This is a genomic window from Bifidobacterium breve DSM 20213 = JCM 1192 (assembly GCF_001025175.1).
GTDB classification, from domain to species: domain Bacteria; phylum Actinomycetota; class Actinomycetes; order Actinomycetales; family Bifidobacteriaceae; genus Bifidobacterium; species Bifidobacterium breve.
In genome coordinates this window covers 632,364-651,607 of the sequence record NZ_AP012324.1, presented here as the reverse complement: position 1 = coordinate 651,607, position 19,244 = coordinate 632,364, and the positions used below count along the sequence as shown (strand labels likewise).

General features: G+C 59.6%; 18 protein-coding genes and 2 pseudogenes. 12 read left to right on the top strand and 8 right to left on the bottom strand.

Annotated features, from left to right (window positions below):
- The first annotated feature begins 77 nt into the window (after nucleotides 1-77).
- The 3 genes from purF (at nucleotide 78) to purD (ending at nucleotide 4,038) form a co-directional block, all read left to right on the top strand.
- Nucleotides 78-1,589, top strand: coding sequence for an amidophosphoribosyltransferase (gene purF, locus BBBR_RS02600; protein WP_032738158.1), 1,512 nt, complete (start codon nucleotides 78-80; stop codon nucleotides 1,587-1,589).
- A gap of 116 nt (nucleotides 1,590-1,705) precedes the next feature.
- Complete coding sequence (purM, locus tag BBBR_RS02595) at nucleotides 1,706-2,743, top strand: phosphoribosylformylglycinamidine cyclo-ligase (RefSeq protein WP_003828613.1); 1,038 nt, start codon at nucleotides 1,706-1,708, stop codon at nucleotides 2,741-2,743.
- Between the two features lie 26 nt (nucleotides 2,744-2,769).
- The gene (gene purD, locus BBBR_RS02590) at nucleotides 2,770-4,038 is read left to right on the top strand and encodes a phosphoribosylamine--glycine ligase (RefSeq protein ID WP_003828611.1); all 1,269 of its coding nucleotides are present in this window, start codon (nucleotides 2,770-2,772) and stop codon (nucleotides 4,036-4,038) included.
- Between the two features lie 375 nt (nucleotides 4,039-4,413).
- On the opposite strand, the gene BBBR_RS02585 is transcribed toward purD, so the two are convergent.
- The 3 genes from BBBR_RS02585 to BBBR_RS02575 form a co-directional block, all read right to left on the bottom strand.
- The gene (locus tag BBBR_RS02585; RefSeq protein ID WP_033892580.1) at nucleotides 4,414-5,973 is read right to left on the bottom strand and encodes an aldehyde dehydrogenase family protein; all 1,560 of its coding nucleotides are present in this window, start codon (nucleotides 5,971-5,973) and stop codon (nucleotides 4,414-4,416) included.
- A 118-nt stretch (nucleotides 5,974-6,091) separates the two neighbouring features.
- Nucleotides 6,092-8,167, bottom strand: a complete 2,076-nt coding sequence (locus BBBR_RS02580) for an LTA synthase family protein (RefSeq protein ID WP_003828608.1) — start codon at nucleotides 8,165-8,167, stop codon at nucleotides 6,092-6,094.
- A 295-nt stretch (nucleotides 8,168-8,462) separates the two neighbouring features.
- Nucleotides 8,463-9,386 carry a metal ABC transporter solute-binding protein gene (locus tag BBBR_RS02575; RefSeq protein WP_032738157.1) on the bottom strand — a complete coding sequence of 308 codons (924 nt, stop codon included), beginning with the start codon at nucleotides 9,384-9,386 and terminating at the stop codon, nucleotides 8,463-8,465.
- 297 nt (nucleotides 9,387-9,683) lie between these two features.
- Here BBBR_RS02575 and BBBR_RS11405 point away from each other — a divergent pair.
- The 6 genes and pseudogenes from BBBR_RS11405 to BBBR_RS02550 all read left to right on the top strand — a co-directional run.
- Nucleotides 9,684-9,788, top strand: a pseudogene (locus BBBR_RS11405) (30S ribosomal protein S14); the annotation flags it as partial.
- A gap of 489 nt (nucleotides 9,789-10,277) precedes the next feature.
- Nucleotides 10,278-10,352: a ZinT/AdcA family metal-binding protein gene (locus BBBR_RS11335; RefSeq protein WP_074525341.1), complete on the top strand. Its 75-nt coding sequence runs from the start codon at nucleotides 10,278-10,280 to the stop codon at nucleotides 10,350-10,352.
- 142 nt (nucleotides 10,353-10,494) lie between these two features.
- Nucleotides 10,495-11,622 carry a permease gene (locus BBBR_RS02565; RefSeq protein WP_047928203.1) on the top strand — a complete coding sequence of 376 codons (1,128 nt, stop codon included), beginning with the start codon at nucleotides 10,495-10,497 and terminating at the stop codon, nucleotides 11,620-11,622.
- A 2-nt stretch (nucleotides 11,623-11,624) separates the two neighbouring features.
- On the top strand, nucleotides 11,625-12,380 hold the full coding sequence (locus BBBR_RS02560) for a TIGR03943 family putative permease subunit (RefSeq protein ID WP_003828595.1): 756 nt from the start codon (nucleotides 11,625-11,627) through the stop codon (nucleotides 12,378-12,380).
- 258 nt (nucleotides 12,381-12,638) lie between these two features.
- The gene (locus tag BBBR_RS02555) at nucleotides 12,639-13,139 is read left to right on the top strand and encodes a Fur family transcriptional regulator (RefSeq protein ID WP_003828593.1); all 501 of its coding nucleotides are present in this window, start codon (nucleotides 12,639-12,641) and stop codon (nucleotides 13,137-13,139) included.
- A gap of 348 nt (nucleotides 13,140-13,487) precedes the next feature.
- A complete protein-coding gene (locus BBBR_RS02550) occupies nucleotides 13,488-13,835 on the top strand; it encodes a hypothetical protein (protein ID WP_003828592.1) in 348 nt (115 codons plus the stop codon).
- A gap of 76 nt (nucleotides 13,836-13,911) precedes the next feature.
- Here BBBR_RS02550 and BBBR_RS02545 read toward each other — a convergent pair whose 3' ends face one another.
- Nucleotides 13,912-14,214, bottom strand: a complete 303-nt coding sequence (locus tag BBBR_RS02545) for a TetR-like C-terminal domain-containing protein (protein WP_003828590.1) — start codon at nucleotides 14,212-14,214, stop codon at nucleotides 13,912-13,914.
- Nucleotides 14,215-14,217: 3 nt separating this feature from the next.
- Between BBBR_RS02545 and BBBR_RS02540 the strand changes: the two are divergent.
- From BBBR_RS02540 to BBBR_RS02530, 3 genes and pseudogenes are all read left to right on the top strand, one after another.
- Nucleotides 14,218-14,661: pseudogene (locus tag BBBR_RS02540) on the top strand (ABC transporter ATP-binding protein); the annotation flags it as partial.
- A gap of 5 nt (nucleotides 14,662-14,666) precedes the next feature.
- Entirely contained in the window at nucleotides 14,667-15,086 is a 420-nt protein-coding gene (locus BBBR_RS02535; RefSeq protein ID WP_003828586.1) for a hypothetical protein, read from the top strand.
- Nucleotides 15,071-15,793, top strand: coding sequence for an ABC transporter permease (locus BBBR_RS02530; protein ID WP_225851413.1), 723 nt, complete (start codon nucleotides 15,071-15,073; stop codon nucleotides 15,791-15,793). The genes BBBR_RS02535 and BBBR_RS02530 overlap by 16 nt, the downstream gene beginning before the upstream one ends.
- Nucleotides 15,794-15,838: 45 nt before the next feature.
- Here the strand turns inward: BBBR_RS02530 and BBBR_RS02525 are convergent, their stop codons facing one another.
- From BBBR_RS02525 to BBBR_RS02510, 4 genes are all read right to left on the bottom strand, one after another.
- Entirely contained in the window at nucleotides 15,839-16,267 is a 429-nt protein-coding gene (locus tag BBBR_RS02525; RefSeq protein WP_003828581.1) for a Fur family transcriptional regulator, read from the bottom strand.
- Nucleotides 16,268-16,275: 8 nt separating this feature from the next.
- The gene (purK, locus tag BBBR_RS02520) at nucleotides 16,276-17,454 is read right to left on the bottom strand and encodes a 5-(carboxyamino)imidazole ribonucleotide synthase (RefSeq protein WP_014484029.1); all 1,179 of its coding nucleotides are present in this window, start codon (nucleotides 17,452-17,454) and stop codon (nucleotides 16,276-16,278) included.
- Nucleotides 17,438-17,938, bottom strand: a complete 501-nt coding sequence (gene purE, locus BBBR_RS02515) for a 5-(carboxyamino)imidazole ribonucleotide mutase (RefSeq protein ID WP_032738155.1) — start codon at nucleotides 17,936-17,938, stop codon at nucleotides 17,438-17,440. Before purE ends, purK begins: the two co-directional genes overlap by 17 nt.
- A gap of 66 nt (nucleotides 17,939-18,004) precedes the next feature.
- Entirely contained in the window at nucleotides 18,005-18,997 is a 993-nt protein-coding gene (locus BBBR_RS02510; RefSeq protein ID WP_003828576.1) for a zinc-binding dehydrogenase, read from the bottom strand.
- Between the last annotated feature and the right edge of the window lie 247 nt (nucleotides 18,998-19,244).

The following is a 19,244-nucleotide window of genomic DNA, read 5'->3' as shown; positions in this document are numbered from 1 at the left end:
AGACAACACGCGATGTAGCCGCCGATTGGTAGGGTTGACAGATAGTTAATCCCCTGTTTGGAAAAAGGAGCTTTGGCTTGTCGGCTGAACTCGAAGACATTCACGAGGAATGTGGCATCTTCGGCGTGTGGGGCCACCCCGACGCCGCCCGACTTACCTATTTCGGCCTGCACGCGCTGCAGCATCGCGGTCAGGAAGGTGCCGGCATCGTCTCCAACGATCACGGCCATCTGACCGGCCACCGCGGACTCGGACTGCTCACCCAGGTGTTCAGCGATGAGCGCGAAATCGAACGGCTCAAAGGCGACCGAGCCATCGGCCACGTGCGTTACGCCACGGCCGGCTCCGGCACCACGGACAACATCCAGCCGTTCATCTTCCGCTTCCATGATGGCGACGTGGCTCTGTGCCACAACGGCAACCTGACGAACTGCCCGTCACTGCGCCGCAAGCTGGAAGACGAAGGCGCGATCTTCCACTCGAACTCCGACACCGAGGTGCTCATGCACCTCATCCGCCGCTCCCTGCAACGCACCTTTATGGACAAGCTCAAGGAAGCGCTCAACACCGTGCACGGCGGCTTCGCCTATCTGCTCATGACCGAGAACGCCATGATCGGCGCGCTCGACCCGAACGGCTTCCGCCCGCTTTCCCTCGGCAAGATGAAGAACGGCGCTTACGTGCTCGCTTCCGAAACCTGTGCCCTCGATGTGGTCGGCGCCGAGCTGGTGCGCAACATCCGCCCCGGTGAAATCGTGGTGGTAGATGACCACGGCTACAAGATCGTGCAGTACACCAACAACACGCAGCTGGCCATCTGCTCGATGGAATACATCTACTTCGCCCGCCCGGATTCCAACATCTACGGCATCAACGTGCACTCCGCCCGCAAGCGCATGGGCGCACGCCTGGCACAGGAGTCACCGGTGGACGCCGACATGGTCATCGGCGTGCCGAACTCCTCCCTGTCCGCAGCCTCCGGCTACGCGGAAGCCGCCGGCCTGCCTAACGAAATGGGCCTGATCAAGAACCAGTATGTGGCACGCACGTTCATCCAGCCCACGCAGGAGCTGCGCGAGCAGGGCGTGCGCATGAAGCTGTCCGCCGTGCGCGGCGTGGTCAAGGGCAAGCGCGTCATCGTCATCGATGACTCCATCGTGCGTGGCACCACTTCCCGCCGCATCGTCCAGCTTCTGAAGGAGGCCGGCGCCGCCGAAGTGCACATGCGCATCAGCTCGCCGCCGCTCAAGTACCCGTGCTTCTACGGCATCGACATCTCCACCACCAAAGAACTCATCGCAGCCAAGATGAGCGTGGAAGAGATTCGCGACTACATTGGTGCCGATTCGCTGGCCTACCTATCTCTGGACGGTCTGGTCGAATCCATCGGACTGAACGCCGACGCCCCATACGGTGGCCTGTGCGTCGCCTACTTCAACGGCGACTACCCCACCGCGCTCGACGACTACGAGGCCGACTTCCTGAAGTCCCTCACGCCCGAGGACCGTGTGCGTCTGCCTGAATTCGCGCTGTACAAGAGCAAGTACATCGGCAACGAGTACAACACCGTGCAGCCGGATGCCCAGTAACTTATCATCAACCCATCCAACAACTCCTTGATCAGAGGCGCTTGCCTCCCCTCAGTCGGCTTTGCCGACAGCTCCCCTTCAGAGGGGAGCCGGAATAAGTAGAAAGGCCCAACCAAATGCCACAAGCATATGAGAACGCCGGCGTGAGCGTCGAAGCCGGGTACGAAGTCGTCAAGCGCATCAAGTCGCACGTGGCTCGCACGAACCGCCCCGGTGTGGTCGGCGGTATCGGCGGCTTCGGCGGCCTTTTTGACCTGGCTTCCCTTGGATACAAAGAGCCGGTTCTCATCTCCGGTACCGACGGCGTGGGCACCAAGCTCATGGTCGCCAAGATGGCAAATAAGCACAACACCATCGGCATCGATTGCGTGGCCATGTGCGTCAACGACATCGCCGCTCAGGGTGCCGAACCGCTGTTCTTCCTTGACTACATCGCCTGCGGCAAGAACGATCCGGCTCTGCTCGAGCAGGTCGTAGCCGGCGTGGCCGACGGCTGCGTGCAGGCCGGTTCTGCACTGGTCGGCGGTGAAACCGCTGAAATGCCGGGCATGTACGACGAGGACGAATACGATCTCGCTGGTTTCTCGGTCGGCGTCGCCGAAAAGTCCGCCATCGTGGACGGCTCCACCATTGCCGAGGGCGATGTGCTCATCGGCTTGCCCTCCACCGGCGTACACTCCAACGGCTTCTCTCTGGTGCGCAAGGCCCTGTTCGAGCAGGCTGGCTACACCGTGGACACCGAACTTGACGAGCTGGACGGCGAAAAGCTCGGCGACGTGCTGCTCACCCCCACCAAGATCTACGTCAAGGCTCTCTCCCCGCTGTTCAAGGCAGGCGTGGTCAAGGGCGTGGCCCACATCACCGGTGGCGGCTTCATCGAGAACATCCCGCGCATGATTCCGGACGGCCTGGCCGCTGAGATCGAGCTCGGCACCTGGCCTGTGCTCCCGATTTTCGATGTGCTGGAGAAGGCCGGCAACATCGATCACAAGGAGATGTACAACATCTTCAACATGGGCATCGGCATGGTACTCGCCATCGACCCCGCCCGCAAGGACGAGGCGCTGAAGCTGCTCACCGACAACAACGAGCCCGCTTACGTGCTCGGCTCCATCACCGCCGACACCACCGGCACGCAAATCGTACTGAAGTAACTCGCTTTCCGCAGGAAAGGAACAACATGGGTCAGAAAGTATTGGTCATCGGCTCCGGAGCGCGTGAGCACACCATCGCCTACACGCTGCTCAAGGCACCGAGCGTTGACGAAGTCACCGTGGCCCCCGGCAACCCGGGCATGCTCAAGGACGGCATCCACACCACGCAGCTCAGCCAGTCGAACCACGCCGCACTCATCGACTTCGTGAAGGACAACGACTACGACTGGGTGTTCGTCGGCCCGGAAGTCCCGCTGATCGAAGGCATTGTGAACGATTTCGCCGCCGCCGGCATCAAGGCGTTCGGCCCATCCAAGGCCGCCGCCCAGATTGAAGGCTCCAAGGATTTCGCCAAGCAGCTCATGGACCGTCACAACATTCCGACCGCCCAGTACAAGACCTTCAGCGATCTTGAGCTGGCTCAGGACTACGTACACGAGCATGGTGCTCCGATCGTTATCAAGGCTGATGGCCTGGCCGCCGGCAAGGGCGTGACCGTGGCCATGGACGAGCTCACCGCTCAGCGTGCTCTCGAAGACATCTTTATCGACCACCGCTTTGGCTCTGCCGGCGCCAAGGTCGTTATCGAGGACTTCCTGGACGGTCAGGAATTCTCCCTGATGAGCTTCGTCAACGGCACCGATTTCTGGCCGATGCCAATCTCCCAGGATCACAAGCGCGCCCATGACGGCGACGAAGGCCCGAACACCGGCGGCATGGGTGCCTACAGCCCGGTTCCGCAGATTCCGCAGTCCGTGGTTGACGAAGCCATCGAAACTATCGTGCGCCCCACCGTTGAGGGCATGGCTGAAGAAGGCACGCCGTTCACCGGCATTCTGTACGCCGGCCTGATTGCCACTGCCGACGGCCCGAAGGTCATTGAATTCAACGCTCGTTTTGGCGATCCGGAAACCGAAGTCGTGCTCCCCAAGCTCACTTCCGACCTTGGCGCTGGCATCTCCGCCATTCTCGACGGCGAAACCCCTGAGTTCACGTGGAACGAGTCCAACGCCACCCTTGGTGTGGTGATTGCCTCCAACGGCTACCCGGAGAACGTTATCAAGGGTGCTCACGTGCCCGAAATCGACGTTGACGAGGATTCTCACGTCTACTACGCCGGTGTCGCCTCTGACGAGCACGGTAACCTTGTGGCCAACTCTGGCCGCGTGCTGCTCGTTGAGACCTCCGCTCCGGATATCAAATCCGCGCAGGACAAGGTCTACGCAATCATCGATAAATTCGAACTGCGGGGAATGTTCTATCGCCACGACATCGGCTTCAAAGCCCTGAAGTAGCAGAACGGCGCATCTGCCGCGTTGCTGTCTCGTCGACGTACCTGTTGCGCTACACGCAACCGTTGCGGTACAGCCGCTCCCCTCACCTGAGGACAGCCCACTGGGCTGTCCTCTATATGGTTCGGCACCTTCCTCGACGCGCCTTGCAGCTGCACCACTTCTGCTACTTCAGGAAACCTGAACGCGTGATGATGGAGCGTTAGCCGCGTATTTTGGCCCGGTAGTCAGATCACACGATTGACGTGACTACCGGGCCAAATTTTTCTGTCCCAGTAGTCGATTTTGACTCTTTTTTACGAACCGGGACAGCAAACATTCGCCGTATCAGAGTAACCACCGGTGAATAGCAGAAAATTTCACCGAAAACATCATCATTCAACTCAGCTTTGAGATGAGATCCATCAGCTTGGCTTTGGCCTCGTTGAATGGCGGATATACCAACCGTAGGGTGTCGGGGAACTGCGGCTTGCTGACCACGGTTTTGATGTGACTGAACGTGCGGAAGCCCTCTTTGCCGTGATACGCACCGATACCGGAACCGCCCACACCACCGAACGGCAGTCGGCTGGAAAGCAGATGGCCCAGCGGCAATGAGTATCCAAGAGCACCGGAACTGGTCTGACGCTCGAAGGCAAGCCGCACTTCATGGTCGCGCGAAAACACATATGCTGCCAACGGGCGAGATCGCCGATTGATGAAACGAATTGCAGCCTCGGCATCTTCGACCACTACGATCGGTAGAATCGGGCCGAAAATCTCCTCCCCCATCACCGGCGCATCCGGCTGCGTGCCGTACAGCACGGTAGGAGCAACGTAGCGAGCAGCCCGGTCGACCTTACCACCGCACATCACACGGCCGGCCGGATCCACCACGCCAGGCACCGCAACAATACCGGTCTCAGTGGTATCAGGACGGGCCTCAGTTGCCGTATTTCCAGACGCAGCAGCATTAATGCGTTTCCCGACCATGTCCACCGCAGCACCAACCGCAGACGCCACCTGAATCAGCGGAGAGCTCGGCTCATCAGAGGGCACGGTACCGACCGGCAGCAGCTTGCAGAGTCTGTCAAAGTGCCGTTCGTTGATGATACGGCCAAAGTTCGGCGAATCCTGTGGGTTCTTGCCATAGAACTCGGTAACTGCCACGGCAATACGTTTGGCCAACGCTTCAGCCACATCCGGCGTGGCAAGCACATAGTCAGGCGCCACACAGGTCTGCCCGGCATTGGTGAATTTGCCCCACACAATGCGGCGTGCAGCCACGTTGATGTCCGCAGTACGATCCACAAAACATGGCGACTTGCCGCCAAGTTCCAATGTGACCGGCGTCAGGTTCTCGGCCGCCGCCCTCATCACGATTTTGCCGACGCGCCCGCCACCGGTATAGAAGATATGGTTGAACGGATTCTTCAGCAGATCACCGGTTTCCTTAGGTCCGCCTTCAACCACACGCACCGCCTCGGCATCGAGGTATTGCGGCACGAGTTCAGCAAGCAGTTTGGATGTATTCGGTGAGAGCTCGGACGGCTTCAGACAGACGGCATTGCCTGCGGCGAGCGCGTCGGCCATCGGCTCCAAAGCCAGCAATACCGGATAATTCCACGGTGAAATGATAAGCACCACGCCTTTGGGCTCGGCGATCGTCCATCCGGCGGCAGGCTGCAGCATCCAATGCATCGCCTTAGGATGCCGGGCAGTCCACAGGCCCAGACGATTGCGTACAAACTGCGCCTCGCCAGCCACCAGGTTCAGTTCCATAAGCACTGTTTCAGCCGCGGGCTTGCCCAAGTCGGCCATGGCCGAGGAGATGAAAGCATCACGGTTCTCCATAACCAGACGGCGCAATGCGTTCAACTGTGCACGTCGCCATGCCAGCGGCCGCGTGAGACCGGATTCGTAGGCAACTTTAAGTTGTTCGAAAGTCTCGTTCGTCATGGAAGCCCCCTTACTTTACGGCAGTGCTACTGCAATTTCAGACGGGCTGCACCCGCGCCTTGCTGGCTCGCCTGTCGGCTCGCACGCTGCCTACAGACAGCCTACTAGGCCGTCTGCTTTACGGCAGCGTCATAAAATCAGTATCTTTCAGATAGTTTTTGCCGGCGGTGATGTCGTATTGGATGAGTTTGTAGTCGGCAAGCAGCTGCTTGGTTTCGGCGTCAAAATCATCCTCGGACATCGGGTTGCCGTTTTGGTCGAGATAGATGTTCTGGCCTTCGGGAATACGATCCCAGCCCTGAATCTTGTTGACCACGGGCGGTTCCATGGCGGCAATCTTGGCATGCATTTCGGTAAGGAATGCCAGATACGGGCTCACCTCGGCGTCCATATGTTCGGCAGCCTGCGCCACGAAGAAGTTCGGCGACGAGTAGGCCGCATCGCTGGCCTTGTTACCTTGGGTGCTTGAGGCCTTGTTCGACCAGATGAAGTAGTCGGTCAAATGCAGCGCCAGGGAGTTGTTTCCATCCTCGCTGGCGGAAGAATAGATGCCGGGCAAGTGGTCACCGTAGAACACCACGGTGACGGGCTTATCGAGTGCATCCAGCTCGTCCAGGAACTCCTGCGTGGCCTGATCGGTAATCTCTACGCCCTTCTGGTAGGTCTCGATTGACTGCTGCTCGTCGTCGCCCAGCGGCGTACCAGTGGTGGATTCGGCGGTGTAGTCGTTGTTCTCATACCATTCGTGGTAGGGCATGTGGTTCTGCATGGTGATGATCTGGATGAACTTGCTCGCAGAACCGTCCTTGATGCCTTCCAAAGCGGAATCATAAGATGACTTATCAGACACGTACGGCGACTCATCGATCTTGTCCTGATACTTGATCACGTCCGGTCCGGTCAATGTGTAGAAGTGCGAGAAGCCGAACTTCTTGTAGTTCGTGGCTCGCGAGTACATGCTGGACTCATACGGATGGTAACCAAGCGAGTTGGCGGGCGCACCCCACAGCTGATTGATGGTGGGGGTCCAATGCTGGCTGGGCACCAGCTGCTGGTATGGGCTGGATAGCGAGGAATCGAAGTTGGCCATGCTCAGGCCGGACAATCCCATGTATTCCAGGTTGGCCGTACCACCGCCGTAGCCGGAGGAGAGCATCAGACCGGAAGTGGTGCTTGCCTTGATTTTGCGGATGTTGGGCATTGAATCCTTGTTGACTTTCAGCCCTGGCACACGCGACGGGTCGGAGAAGGATTCGGAAAGCACGTACACCACGGTGGAATCATTGAGGTTGTTGGTACGGGAAGCGTTGATGGTTTCGGCTTCCTGCTGATACCGGGCCGCAACCTTCTTCATGGTTTCCTCGGAATAGTCACTTGGCTTGTCCATGATTTTCGGGTTGAGCTGGCGGGTGAACGCCACCAGCGGACCGTTGCGCTGCGCGTCATATACGGAATCCCACATGGACGGAATGTCACCCATGGTACGAGAAAACTTGTTGGCCACGGAGTCGGTGGTGCTCACCTGAATGCAATACAGTGCGAATACCAGAACCGGCAGCAGCAGCAAAATCAGTCGGGAGGTGAGATTCAAGCTCAAATTGTCCGTACGAATCATGCGGCCTTTGCGCCCGTCAAAGTGCCGCATCACCAGAATCGCGGCAAGCAGTACGGCGAACGCGCCGAGTGCCACAAGAATCGTTACATGCGCGCCGGCAGGGATGAATGTCAACATATTGCCGGTGTTTGAACCGAGGAAGCCAAGGTCGGCGGGCAGAATCGCCTCGTAGCGGATCTCGACTTTGAAGTGCTCGATGGCAGCCACGATAATGCCCACGCCAAGAATCACGATGCTGGCTGTCCAGAATCGATTGAACAGCATAAGCAGCATGAGATACAGCAGCGCCACAAGCAGTACGTTGAGCACGAATACGAAGTTGCCATCGGTCCACATCTTGCTCACAAAGCCAAATCCGACCGTGGGGCTGGATAACTGCACGCGGGTGGAGCTGGAAGAGACGCCCACTTCGAGCGCGGCCACGACAATGATGTCAAAAATAACGAACAGCACGCCGTATACCCAGCTAGGGAAAGGCTTATACGTGCGCTTGGGCGTGACTTCGTCGGCTTCGGCCCGCTTGGACCAAAGCTTGAAACGGGGTTTCACTGTGGTGATACTGCTAGTGTTTTCGCTCATTCGCCTGTTTCCGTATGTGACTGTTCAAGGGCATATTGTTGCCGCCGAACCTTGGAAAATCCATAGTTCCACTGTTTTTCTTACTGTTTCCTAACTATTTACCCTAACGCAAAGGGTGCCTCGGGGGTATCCCCGAAGCACCCTGATTGATAAGGAGCCTTCCCTGATATCGCATCTATTGCCGCGTGATATCAGGCCATTCGAATTGCCTTAAGGCGTGTCCCCACACGATCCTTTCAGACGCCCCATTATCGAGTTGGCCTGCATGCATATGCGGCAACATATGCGGTTCGGGCTACTTCACAGCGGCGGCGAACTGGTCGACCAGTGCGCTCATCCAGTCAAGCAGGTTGGTGTACTGCTTTGGCATCTGCTCGGTGAGCTCCACGATCGGCACGTTGGCATCCTTGGCGGCGCCGGTGATCTGGTCGGTGGTGGAGTTGGCTTCCTGGCTGTTGAAGACCAGCATCTTGATGGAGCCGACCTTCAGCGTGTCCCGGAAGTCCTTGATGTCAGCCGGGGTCGGCTCGCTCTCGTTGGCGGAGGCCTGGGCGTAGCCCTTCGGAGTGGCGTCGGTCATCTTGAGGTCGTCGGCCAAGTACCAAGCCACGGATTCAGTGGCGGCGTAGGGCAGGTTCTCGGTCGTGGAGGAAGTGTCCTTGATCTTGGATTCGAGCTGGTCTTCCTTGGCATGCCAGTCCTTGTTGAACTTGGCGTAGTCGTCCTTGTGGCTCGGATCGGCCTTCTGGTAGGCGGCGGTGATGGCGTCCGCGGTGTTGGAGCGCACCTTGGCGGAGAACCAGACGTGCGGGTTGTCGCCTTCCTTGATGCCGGCGGTTTCGGCGGCGGTGACCAGCGTGGCCTTGGTGGACTGCGCGGCCTTGGTGGCCCACGGGTCGTAGTCGGCTCCGTTGACCACGGCAACCTTGGCGGTGCCGAACTTGGCGACATCCTGGCTGGTGGGTTCGTAATCATGTGCTTCGACGTTGGTCTTGGTCATGATGTTGGTGACTTCGACGTTGCTACCGCCGAGGTCCTTGGCCACGGAACCCCACTGGTTGATGGAGGCGACGACCTCGATCTTGCCGGAAGACGCGGCGCTGCTGGAATCGGACTTGCTGCCGGCGGCATTGCTGGAACCGCAGGCGGCCATCGAGAACAGGGTCGCCGAGGCGGCCGCGATGGCGAGCGCGCGCTTGGCGTTGGACATGATGGACATGATTGGATTTTCCTCTCTAATTCAGCTGTTTGGCTGGGCGATGTTGCTGTTGCTGCATCATCGCTCGGCCACCCACACGACAGAATAACATGTATTGAGAATTATTATCATTTGCATTTATATCGGCGTGTTGCACGCGCACACCCGCGCTGCCGGCGGAAATCCCGCGCCCCGACGACGGCAACGCGGGATCCCGCCGTTTTCGGCAGACGAAGAACACGCCGAGGCGATGCGCAAGCTGCAGGCCCTCCCCCACGACGCCAGCCCACCCGTCTGCGCAACCGCGATTCCATCGACGGCCGTCCGCGCGCCTACAACCGCAAGTTCGGCCTGTCACGTATCAATCTGCGTGAGAAGGCACACAAGGGCGAGCTGCCCGGCGTGGTGAAATCCAGCTGGTGATCGGGCCGGCACAACCGGCCGTCGAGCCGTCTCAGGCCATCTCAATTCACCGGATTCCACCCGCGCGTCCAACGCCATTCTCATCCATATCACCACACAACATCACACAACCAAAGGTTCATAACCATGCAAGAGGGCATCCACCCCGAATACGGCCCCGCGGTCTTCTATGACCGATCCGCCGACAAGTACTTCCTCACCAAGTCCACTTTCCTTCCGTACGCCGCCACCTGCCGGGGCGAACCGCCGTTTTATGGAGTCCACCGCATCCGATCTGGCCAAGCTCGCCAAGGCAGACATCGTGGCTCAACGGCGCCGGCTATGACGGTTGGGCGGAAAGGCGCAGCTTGACAAGAAACGCCAGACCATCGGGAACGCGGGCGGCCTCATGGGCGTCAACGCCGCCTACGCGGACAAGGCCGGGGCCGGTTCTGCCACCGCCGCCACCGTGCAACGTCACTTCAACGACAGGAAGAAACCCTCAAGGAAATGGACAACTGGCCCACGTATTACCCGGTGTCCATGAGCAAGGAGGAAGTGGCCACCGAGATGCTGGCCCACTGATTCGCCATCGGCCCAGGCAACCATGTGCAAAGTTCCCCGCATATCGATGTGTACCATCGGCATGCGGGGAACTCGCATATTATCTCGACCACTATCATGCGTACGGTGCTAATATGACGGCGATATGGCAGGTGATATTCGCATGAAAGAACCTCGCACGCAGCGCACGGAACAGGTGAACACCGCGCAACAGGACCATTCGGCGAACTATTTGTTTCTGATTATCGGCACGCCGCTGGTGGCGTTCCTGATTGCGGCTTCCGCGATGCTCGAGTCGCGTGGGTTTCCGGTTCCGCTGGTGCGTATCGGCACCGGTGCCGCGGGGCTTATCCTGCAGGCGATTCCGTTCATGCTGCTGGGCGCGATGACGTCGGCCGCGGTCAGCACGTTCGTCAGCGCCGATTTTCTGGCCCGCCACATACCGAAATCGTTGGCCGGCGGACTGGCCGCGGCATTGGTGGCCGGTCTGTGCCTACCGGTGTGCGATTGCATGGTGGTGCCTACGTTCGCGAATCTGATGCGCAAACGCCTGCCGCTGCCGTGTGCGGTGACGTTTCTGTGCGCAGTGCCGGTGATGAATCCGATGGCGATATGGTCCACATGGTTCGCATTCACCGACAAACCAGGAATGGTGGCGGCCCGCGCGGGGTTGGGCATGGTAGTGGCGATAGTCGCGGGGGTGTCGTTCGCGGTGTGGCCGCCCCGCTCCCCTGCGGTACGTGAGAGGCCGCTGACGATTGGGCGGTCGTTGGTTTGCGAGGATTGTGCAGGGGCGACGGGTGATTCGCCTGAGAGCCACCCCCCAGTCGGGCTTTGTCGACAGCCCCGCCGGCGGGGCACGGGGCGTGGATTGGAGCGGTTCACGCATTTCATTCGGCATACGCATGACGACTTTATGCGGATGATGCCGATTCTGCTGTTCGGCACGATCATTGCCTCCATCATGCGCACCGCATTGTCGTCGTTGACCAACGGTTCAAGTACGCTCGATGACGCTGGTGCCATCGTACTGATTCTGGCGGCGATGGGACTGGCGTTCCTGTGTTCGCTGTGCTCTACGTCCGATGCGGTGATCGCCGCCAGCATGATTGGCGCGCTGCCGGTCTCCGCCATGCTTGCCTTCCTGGTCTTCGGCCCGATGCTCGACCTCAAGAACACGCTGATGCTGGCCACGGAATGCCGGCCACGGTTCATCATCCGGTTCATCGCGACCGTGGCGGCGGCCTGCTTCCTCGCCGCGATTGCCGCCCATCTGGTGATGGGAGCGTAGCCATGAAACGCAAAGTCACACTCCCCGACCGCGTGGAGGCGCTGTGTTTCGCGGCGCTGGGCGCGGCCATCGCCTATGCAGCGGTGGGCGGATCATACACCACGCTGACCACGCCGCGTTCGCTGCCGTATCTCATCATCGGTGCGGTACTGCTGTTCGTGCTGGCGACCGCAGCATGGCTCGGACTGTTCCATGCCACGGAGCGTTCGGTTTTACGGTTCCTGATCGCCTTGATTATTCCGGCGCTGCTGATCGCCGTGCCGTTCCAGCCCAGCAGCGGCAGCGGCGGCTTCGACGAGTACGCCGGTGGCCGCGCTATCGTCATTCCCCGCAGCTCGCACAAGCCTGATGGCTCCTCGCAGCTGCACGGACTCGACACGGCGAACAAGACCCTGACCATCAGCGACGACGAATTCGGCTCATGGTTCGAGCAGATCGACCATAATCCGCAGCGTTACGTCGGTTACCATGTGCAGGTCACCGGGTTTGTGAGCAAGTCGCGTACGTTCGACGCGGACGAGTTCGAGCTGTCCCGCCAGTTCATGTCCTGCTGCATTCTCGACATGACCCCATTCGGGTTCATAGCCAGCTCCGGCAAGGCCGGCACCCCGCACAATCACGACTGGGTCACCGTCGACGCCGTCATCAAGCAGGGCGCCTACGGCTCCGCCGGCCACGAGCGCCAAGGCCTGATACTGCAGGTCCGGTCGGCCAGCAAAGCCGCAGCCGCCCCGACCGGCTACTTCTACTGGCAGTAAATGACGCGTCTCCCGAAATGGAAAGCACTGCGCTGCGCCATGACTCGCCCCATATCGGCAGAAATCCCGCGTTACAACGAAAGGTACGCGGGGGCTCTGCCTTTATAGGGCTCAAAACTGGCAGAAATCCCGCGCAGGCCTCGTTGAAACGCGGGATTTCTGCCAGTTGATTCAAATCATGTGACAACATGCCGGGCATCTGATTTGCTTTAATAACGATAATGAATATCATTTGTTAACGGAAAGGGGCATAACGTCATGAGCATCGAGCAAACCGCGACCACTCGGCGCGTGACGCGACCCCGACTCCTCATCACCCAGGTCCTGGCGGAACTATCCCGATTCGCCACGGCCCAGGAAATCACCGACATCCTGCGCGAGCGCGGCACGCGCATCGGCACGGCCACCGCCTACCGCAATGTGCAGATGATGGCCTCCCAAGGCGAGCTCGACGTAATCCACGTCAACGGCGAGGCCCTCTACCGCGAGTGCTCGGACCAGCATCACCACCATCACATCGTATGCCACGAATGCGGGCGGACCATCGAAATCGAGATTCCCGGACTTGAGCAGTGGATCGACAAAGCCGCCAAGCAGTTGAAGTACCAGACCATCGCCCACGAACTGGAGATTTTCGACCTGTGCCCCAAGTGTGCGGCGAAGCATGCCATCGAACCGCCTCTCAGCGTCGGCACCTCACCAAAGGATGGACCACTGACGACGCCAGACGATACTGGCCGTCGGCGCTCGAACAAATAATGGCGCAGTCCCGACGCTACTGGCCTTCAGCATCGGTGCCCTTCCAATCCTTGGCGCAATAGCGACGATATAAGCTCCACTCGCATCGTTAGATTGCCAACGCTTGGCGCAGCACCGACGCCAGACACGCTCATCGTCGTCGTTCCACCAGTATTTGGATTGGTACCGCCACCACCTATACCAGGCGTCGACACTCAGCCAACAATCGGCCCGTTACCGACACAAAACTGCATGAGGTCTCATTGCTCTTAATAGCAGCAATGGGCCTGATAATCACTTTCACCAACTTTCGCCGCTGCCGTCTGCCGCCCTACAGTCACAGACGAACAAACGCTGAAAGGAACAACAATGACTATCAAGACCATCGATGAGCATGCTTACGAGATCGTTACCGAAGAGGGCACCTTCGCCGTCTGCAAGGACACGCTGGCCAAGTTCGACGCCACCAAGCACGAGCACGGCGTGGCCGCCTGTGGCCGCTGCGGCTGCTGCTTCACCGGCGACTGCTGCGACGACACCGGCTGCGAGCACAACCACACCGAAGAGTACGGGGGCAAGGCTTGCCTGCACGCTTGCCACGAGAACCGCGAAGGCCACGAGTGCGCCTTCTGCCACCTTGCCTTCGACACCAACGAGAAGTGCCACGATGAGATCCTGGCCGACCTCAAGGAACTCAAGGCCGAGCTGGCTGTCTGAGTTTTAGGTTTCCGATTTCTCCTGCGGATTGACCCCTCTCAGGGAGGGGGCCAAATTCCGACACGAACCACCGCGCTTACCGTATGATGTATACGGGCGCGGTGGTTTTGTTTTTCTCGATGATGGCGCAGATTTGCTCGGGCGCCTCCTTGCAGCCGCGCCGGATCCATAGCCAGATAATCGATGAGACGGCGGAGACCAGAATTTCCAGCGCATAGTCGTGAGGAATGCCGCTGTAGCTCAGCTCGGCACCCACACGGGCCGCCTGCCCAAGCAGCATCTGCTTCAACACATCCTTGACCCGGTCATACATCTGCATATCGTTGCCCGAACGGGACAGTGCGTCGAAGAACGCATACTCACGCTTGACATAGCGCAACGCCTCGGCTTCGTGTTCCAGTTCTACAATCTGGTGGCCAACCTCACGGCCAAGGAGAACGTGGAGCTCGCCTCCGAAATCATGAAAGACGCGCAGGAACCGACCCAAGCGCTTATCGACGTGGGGCTTCAGGACCGTATCAACAACTTCCCCGCGCAGCTTTCGGGCGGCGGACAGCGGCGCGTGGCCATCGCCCGAGCGGTGGCCACGAACCCGAAGATTCTGCTGTGCGACGAGCCGACTGGCGCTCTGGACTACAACACCGGCAAGCAGGTGCTGCAGATTCTGCAGGATCAGAGCCGTAAGAAGGGTGCGACCGTGGTCATTGTGACGCACAATTCCGCCATCGCGCCGATTGCCGACCGCGTGATCCACATGCATAACGCGCGCGTCAAATCGATCGAAGTGAACGAGCACCCGATGGATATCAAGGATCTGGAGTGGTAAGCAGTATGACCGATCTCAACGATTTCACCGAAACGACCAACCTTACGCCCGCGACCGACTCCGCAGCCGATTCCGCCGCAAATTCAGCAAACGACTCCTATACCGCGCCCGGCAGAACGCCCCACGCGCACAAGGCCAAGCGCAACCGCCGACGCAACGGGTCATTCCATAAGCGCATGCTATGGAAAGACATCCGCGTCACCATGGCCAAATCCAAGGGTCGATTCGCCTCCATCGTGAGCCTGATGACGCTTGGCTCCTTTGCGCTCGTAGGCCTGTTCGTCACCGGCCCGGACATGCAAATGACCGGCACCGACTTCTTTAATCAGAACAATCTCGCTGACATAACCGTCATCAGCGATTATGGCCTGACCAAAGCTGACGAAAACATTATTCGCAGCGCGCCGAAGTGGCCAAGGCGATGAAGGGCGGGGCCGTCTCCGAGTCCGCGCCGATCTACTACGAGGAGATGTCGAAAGTGGCCGGCACGGAGAACGACAAACAGTCGATTACCCTGATCGCCAATGATGACGCCTACAATTTCGGCGACTACATCACCCTGCGTTCGCGCACCGGGCACAAGCCGCAGGTGCTCACCGACCGTGGTGCGATCATCTCCGAACGTATGGCGGAGATGATGGACGCCAAGGTAGGCGACACGATTACCGTCACCGATTCGAGCGGCACCGAGCGCAAGGTGCGCGTGGACGGCATCACCGAAATGCATATCGGGCATTTCATGTTCATGACTTCGGGTGGCTATAAGCACGTGTTCGGCGAACAGTACCAGTCGAACGCCTATATGGTGAGGCTCAAGAACCATGAGACCTCCAATGTGGAGTCGCGTAGCGCCAAGCTCATAAAGTTGGACGGCGCGAAGGGCATTGTGCAGAACACGACTTCGAAGAAACAGGTGGCCACAATCGTCGACTTGCCGGATCAGATCATGGAAGTGCTGATTCTCGCGGCTGAGCTGCTGGCCGTGGTGATCCTCTACAATCTGACGAATCTCAACGTCTCCGAACGTATCCGCGAACTGCCGACCATCAAGGTGCTCGGCGGACTCGGCGTGCTGGTCTACCGGCGGTTGAAGACGGTCGACATGCTCGGCGCCCTGAAGTCGGTGGAATAGCAGCGGAATAACAAATGGGATCGGCTTTGAAGCCGATCCCATTTGTTATTCGCTCACTGCTTTCTGAGCCTTCTGCGCTTTCTGCTCCTTTTGGCAATCAGGGCATAGTCCGAAGACCTCCAGGGTGTGGGATTCGACGGTGAAGCCGTGGCCGTCGGCCACTTTGCGCAGCCAAGCCTCGCTGGGCGGGTCGATTTCCACGGTTTTGCCGCACCGCTTGCACACCAAGTGGTGGTGATGTCCGTCGTCGCCGCATAGGCGGAACAGCTGCTGGCCGTCCAGGCGGATCGTGTCGGCGGCACCGGCATCGGCCAAGGCGTTGAGCTGGCGGTACACGGTGGCCAAGCCGATTTTCGAGCCTTCGTCCTCCAGCCTGCGGTGCAGGTCCTGAGCGGAGATGAACTCCTCACAGTCGGCCAAGGCGGCGCGAATCGCGTCCTTCTGCTTGGTCTGGCGTTCGATATGTTCAACCATCGATAAGGTCACGCCTTCTTTTTCAGGTCGTCCCAGCAGCCGGTGGCCTCAAGGTCAGCAACCGTGGCATCAGGGTTGTCGGTGAGCACGGTGATGTGGCCCATCTTGCGGTCGTGGCGCACTTCGGCCTTGCCGTAGTCGTGCACATTCCACTCCGGGTGGGTGGCGATCAGCGCGCGCGTCGGCTCCACATGCTGGCCGAGTACGTTGACCATCACGGCCGGCGAGAGCAGCTTGGGCTTGGGCATGGGCCAGCCGGCGATGCCGCGGATGTGGGCGTCGAACTGGTCCATCGAGCAGGCCTCGATGGTGTAGTGGCCGGAGTTGTGCGGGCGCGGGGCGAGCTCGTTGACGATGACCTGATCGTCCTTGGTGATGAACAGTTCGATGGCCAGCGTGCCAGCCAGTTCGAAGCCCTTGGCCAAGCGAATCGCCAGTTCATGCGCTTCGCGAGCCACATGTTCGGACACTTCGGCGGGGGCGATGGTCATGTGCAGGATGTTGTTGCGGTGCTCGTTACGCACGATGGGGAAGGTGACGAAGTCCTTGCCGTTGCCGGAGACCAGGATCGAAGCCTCGAATGCGAAGTCGACGAAGCCTTCCAGGATGCTCGGCGGGAAGCCGCCACCACGGTCGGAACGGGAGCGGATCTTCTCCAAGTCGGCGTCGGAACGCAGCACGAGCTGACCGTGGCCGTCGTAGCCGCCGGACACGGTCTTCAGCACGGCCGGATAATGAATATCATCCAATGCGGCGTCAAGCTCATCGAAGTTGTTGACAGCGCGCCACGGTGCGGTGGCGGTGCCGTGGTCGTTGATGAACTGCTTCTCGTGCACGCGGTGCTGGGTCACGCGCAGCAAGTCAGTGCCCTGCGGGGTGGCGGTGATGCCGCGCACCTCGTCGATGGCATCGGCGTCCACGTTCTCGAACTCGTAGGTGAGCACGTCGGACTGCACGGCCAGATCATGGATGGCGGTTTTGTCATCGTATTCGGCGGTGATCTGGAAGTCGGCCACCTGACCGGTCGGGCAGTTCGGCGTCGGGTCAAGCACTCCGACGCGGAAGCCCATGTAGCGGGCGGACAAAGCCATCATGCGGCCGAGCTGGCCGCCGCCGATGATGCCGATGGTCGATCCCGGCATCAGCATCGAAACACGACCGCCTGTTTCCTCAGACAAGCTGGGCATTGGATTCAGCCACCTTTTCTTTCATTTCGTTACGGTAATCCTCAAGCTTGTCGGCCAGTTCGGGCTCGAAGGCGGAGAGCATCTGCACGGCGAGCAGGCCGGCGTTGGTGGCACCGGAGTTGCCGACGGCGGTGGTGGCCACCGGAATGCCGCCGGGCATCTGCACGATGGACAGCAGTGAATCCCAGCCGGAGAGCGCATGGGAACGCACGGGCACGCCGATTACGGGCAGCGTGGTCTGGGCGGCAATCATGCCCGGCAAGTGGGCAGCGCCGCCTGCACCGGCGATGATGACCTTGAGACCGTTGGCACGAGCATTATGCGCGAACTCGGCCATGAGCTCAGGCGTGCGGTGTGCGGAGATGACCTGCTTGTGGTAGGCGACGCCAAACTGATCGAGAATATCGCAGGCGCGCTTCATAGTCTCCCAGTCGCTGGAAGATCCCATGACCACCGCGACTTCAGGCTTGGATTCATTTGCCATTATCATTTACTCCCTAGTTATTGAGAATACGTCCACTGTACGCCCGGGCGCTTACTTCGACATGCCTTACAGCTCAATGGCGATTTTGCCGAACACATTGCCTTCTATCATCTTGGCAAAAGCCTCAGGAGCGGCATCCAGACCGGAGAATACGGAATCAATCGCCGGATGCAGATTGGCACGTTCCACAAAGCGCAGCAAACGAGCAAAATCCTCACGCGAACCCATGGTGCTGCCCTGCACGCGGATGTCCTGGAAGAACAAACGGGTCAGCTCAGCGCCGGGCTGATCTCCAGTGGTAGCGCCGCAGATGGCAATGGTGCCGCCTGGTCGTACGGATTTCATCGAATGACTCCATGTGGCCGCTCCTACAGATTCAATCACCGCGTCCACCTTGCTGGGCAGGCGGGCACCAATCTCAAATGCGGCATGAGCGCCGAGCTTCAACGCCTTGGCTCGCTTGTCCGCTTCACGTGAGGTGACGAACACCTCAAGGCCGGCTGCCTGCGCAAGCTGAATCGCCGCGGTGGATACGCCGCCGCCGGCGCCTTGAATCAGCACGGAGTCGCCAGGCTTCACACCGGCCGCGTCGAACAGCAATGAATATGCGGTCAGCCAGCTGGTGCCCAATGCCGCAGCCTCAATCTCGGTGAGATTGGACGGCTTGGCAAACACATTGGCGGAAGGTACGGCGGTTTTCTCGGCCATGGTACCGGGATACTTCTCCGAAAGAATCGTGCGACGCTCCCCCGGAGCCACACCGGCACCATCAGTACCGACGAACGTGTACAGCACTACCTCTCTACCGGCCTTCAGCCCATGCTTGCCGGGAATGTCCTCGTCCAGAATGCCCACGGCATCGGTGCCCAGGATCATCGGCGTCTGTTCGGCCGACAACCCCACGCCCTGCAGAGACCAGACATCATGATGATTCACGGTTACGGCACGTACCGAGACGGTCGACCAGAATGGCCGGCTCTGCGGCTCGGGCTGGTCTCCCACCGCCAGCACGGATAACGGGTCATCATGATTGACGGCAGACGCATATACGGCCTTCATTGCACGCTCCTTGAAGATCGGCCGGTCACCACAAGGTCCGGCAAATTACCTCCTTTATTTTCCCACACAACACTCTGTGAACACCGCCCATCCATGCTGCATGCTGTATCAAATCCGCTATCCCTCCTCATCGCCGCAGTATTTGCAGTATTTACGGAGATGTTGAGGGTATTGCCCTCATCCGCGCACGTTGCCGCCTGCGCAGCGCTAGCATGTCGATTTCGGTATGAATTGTGGAGGGAGATTC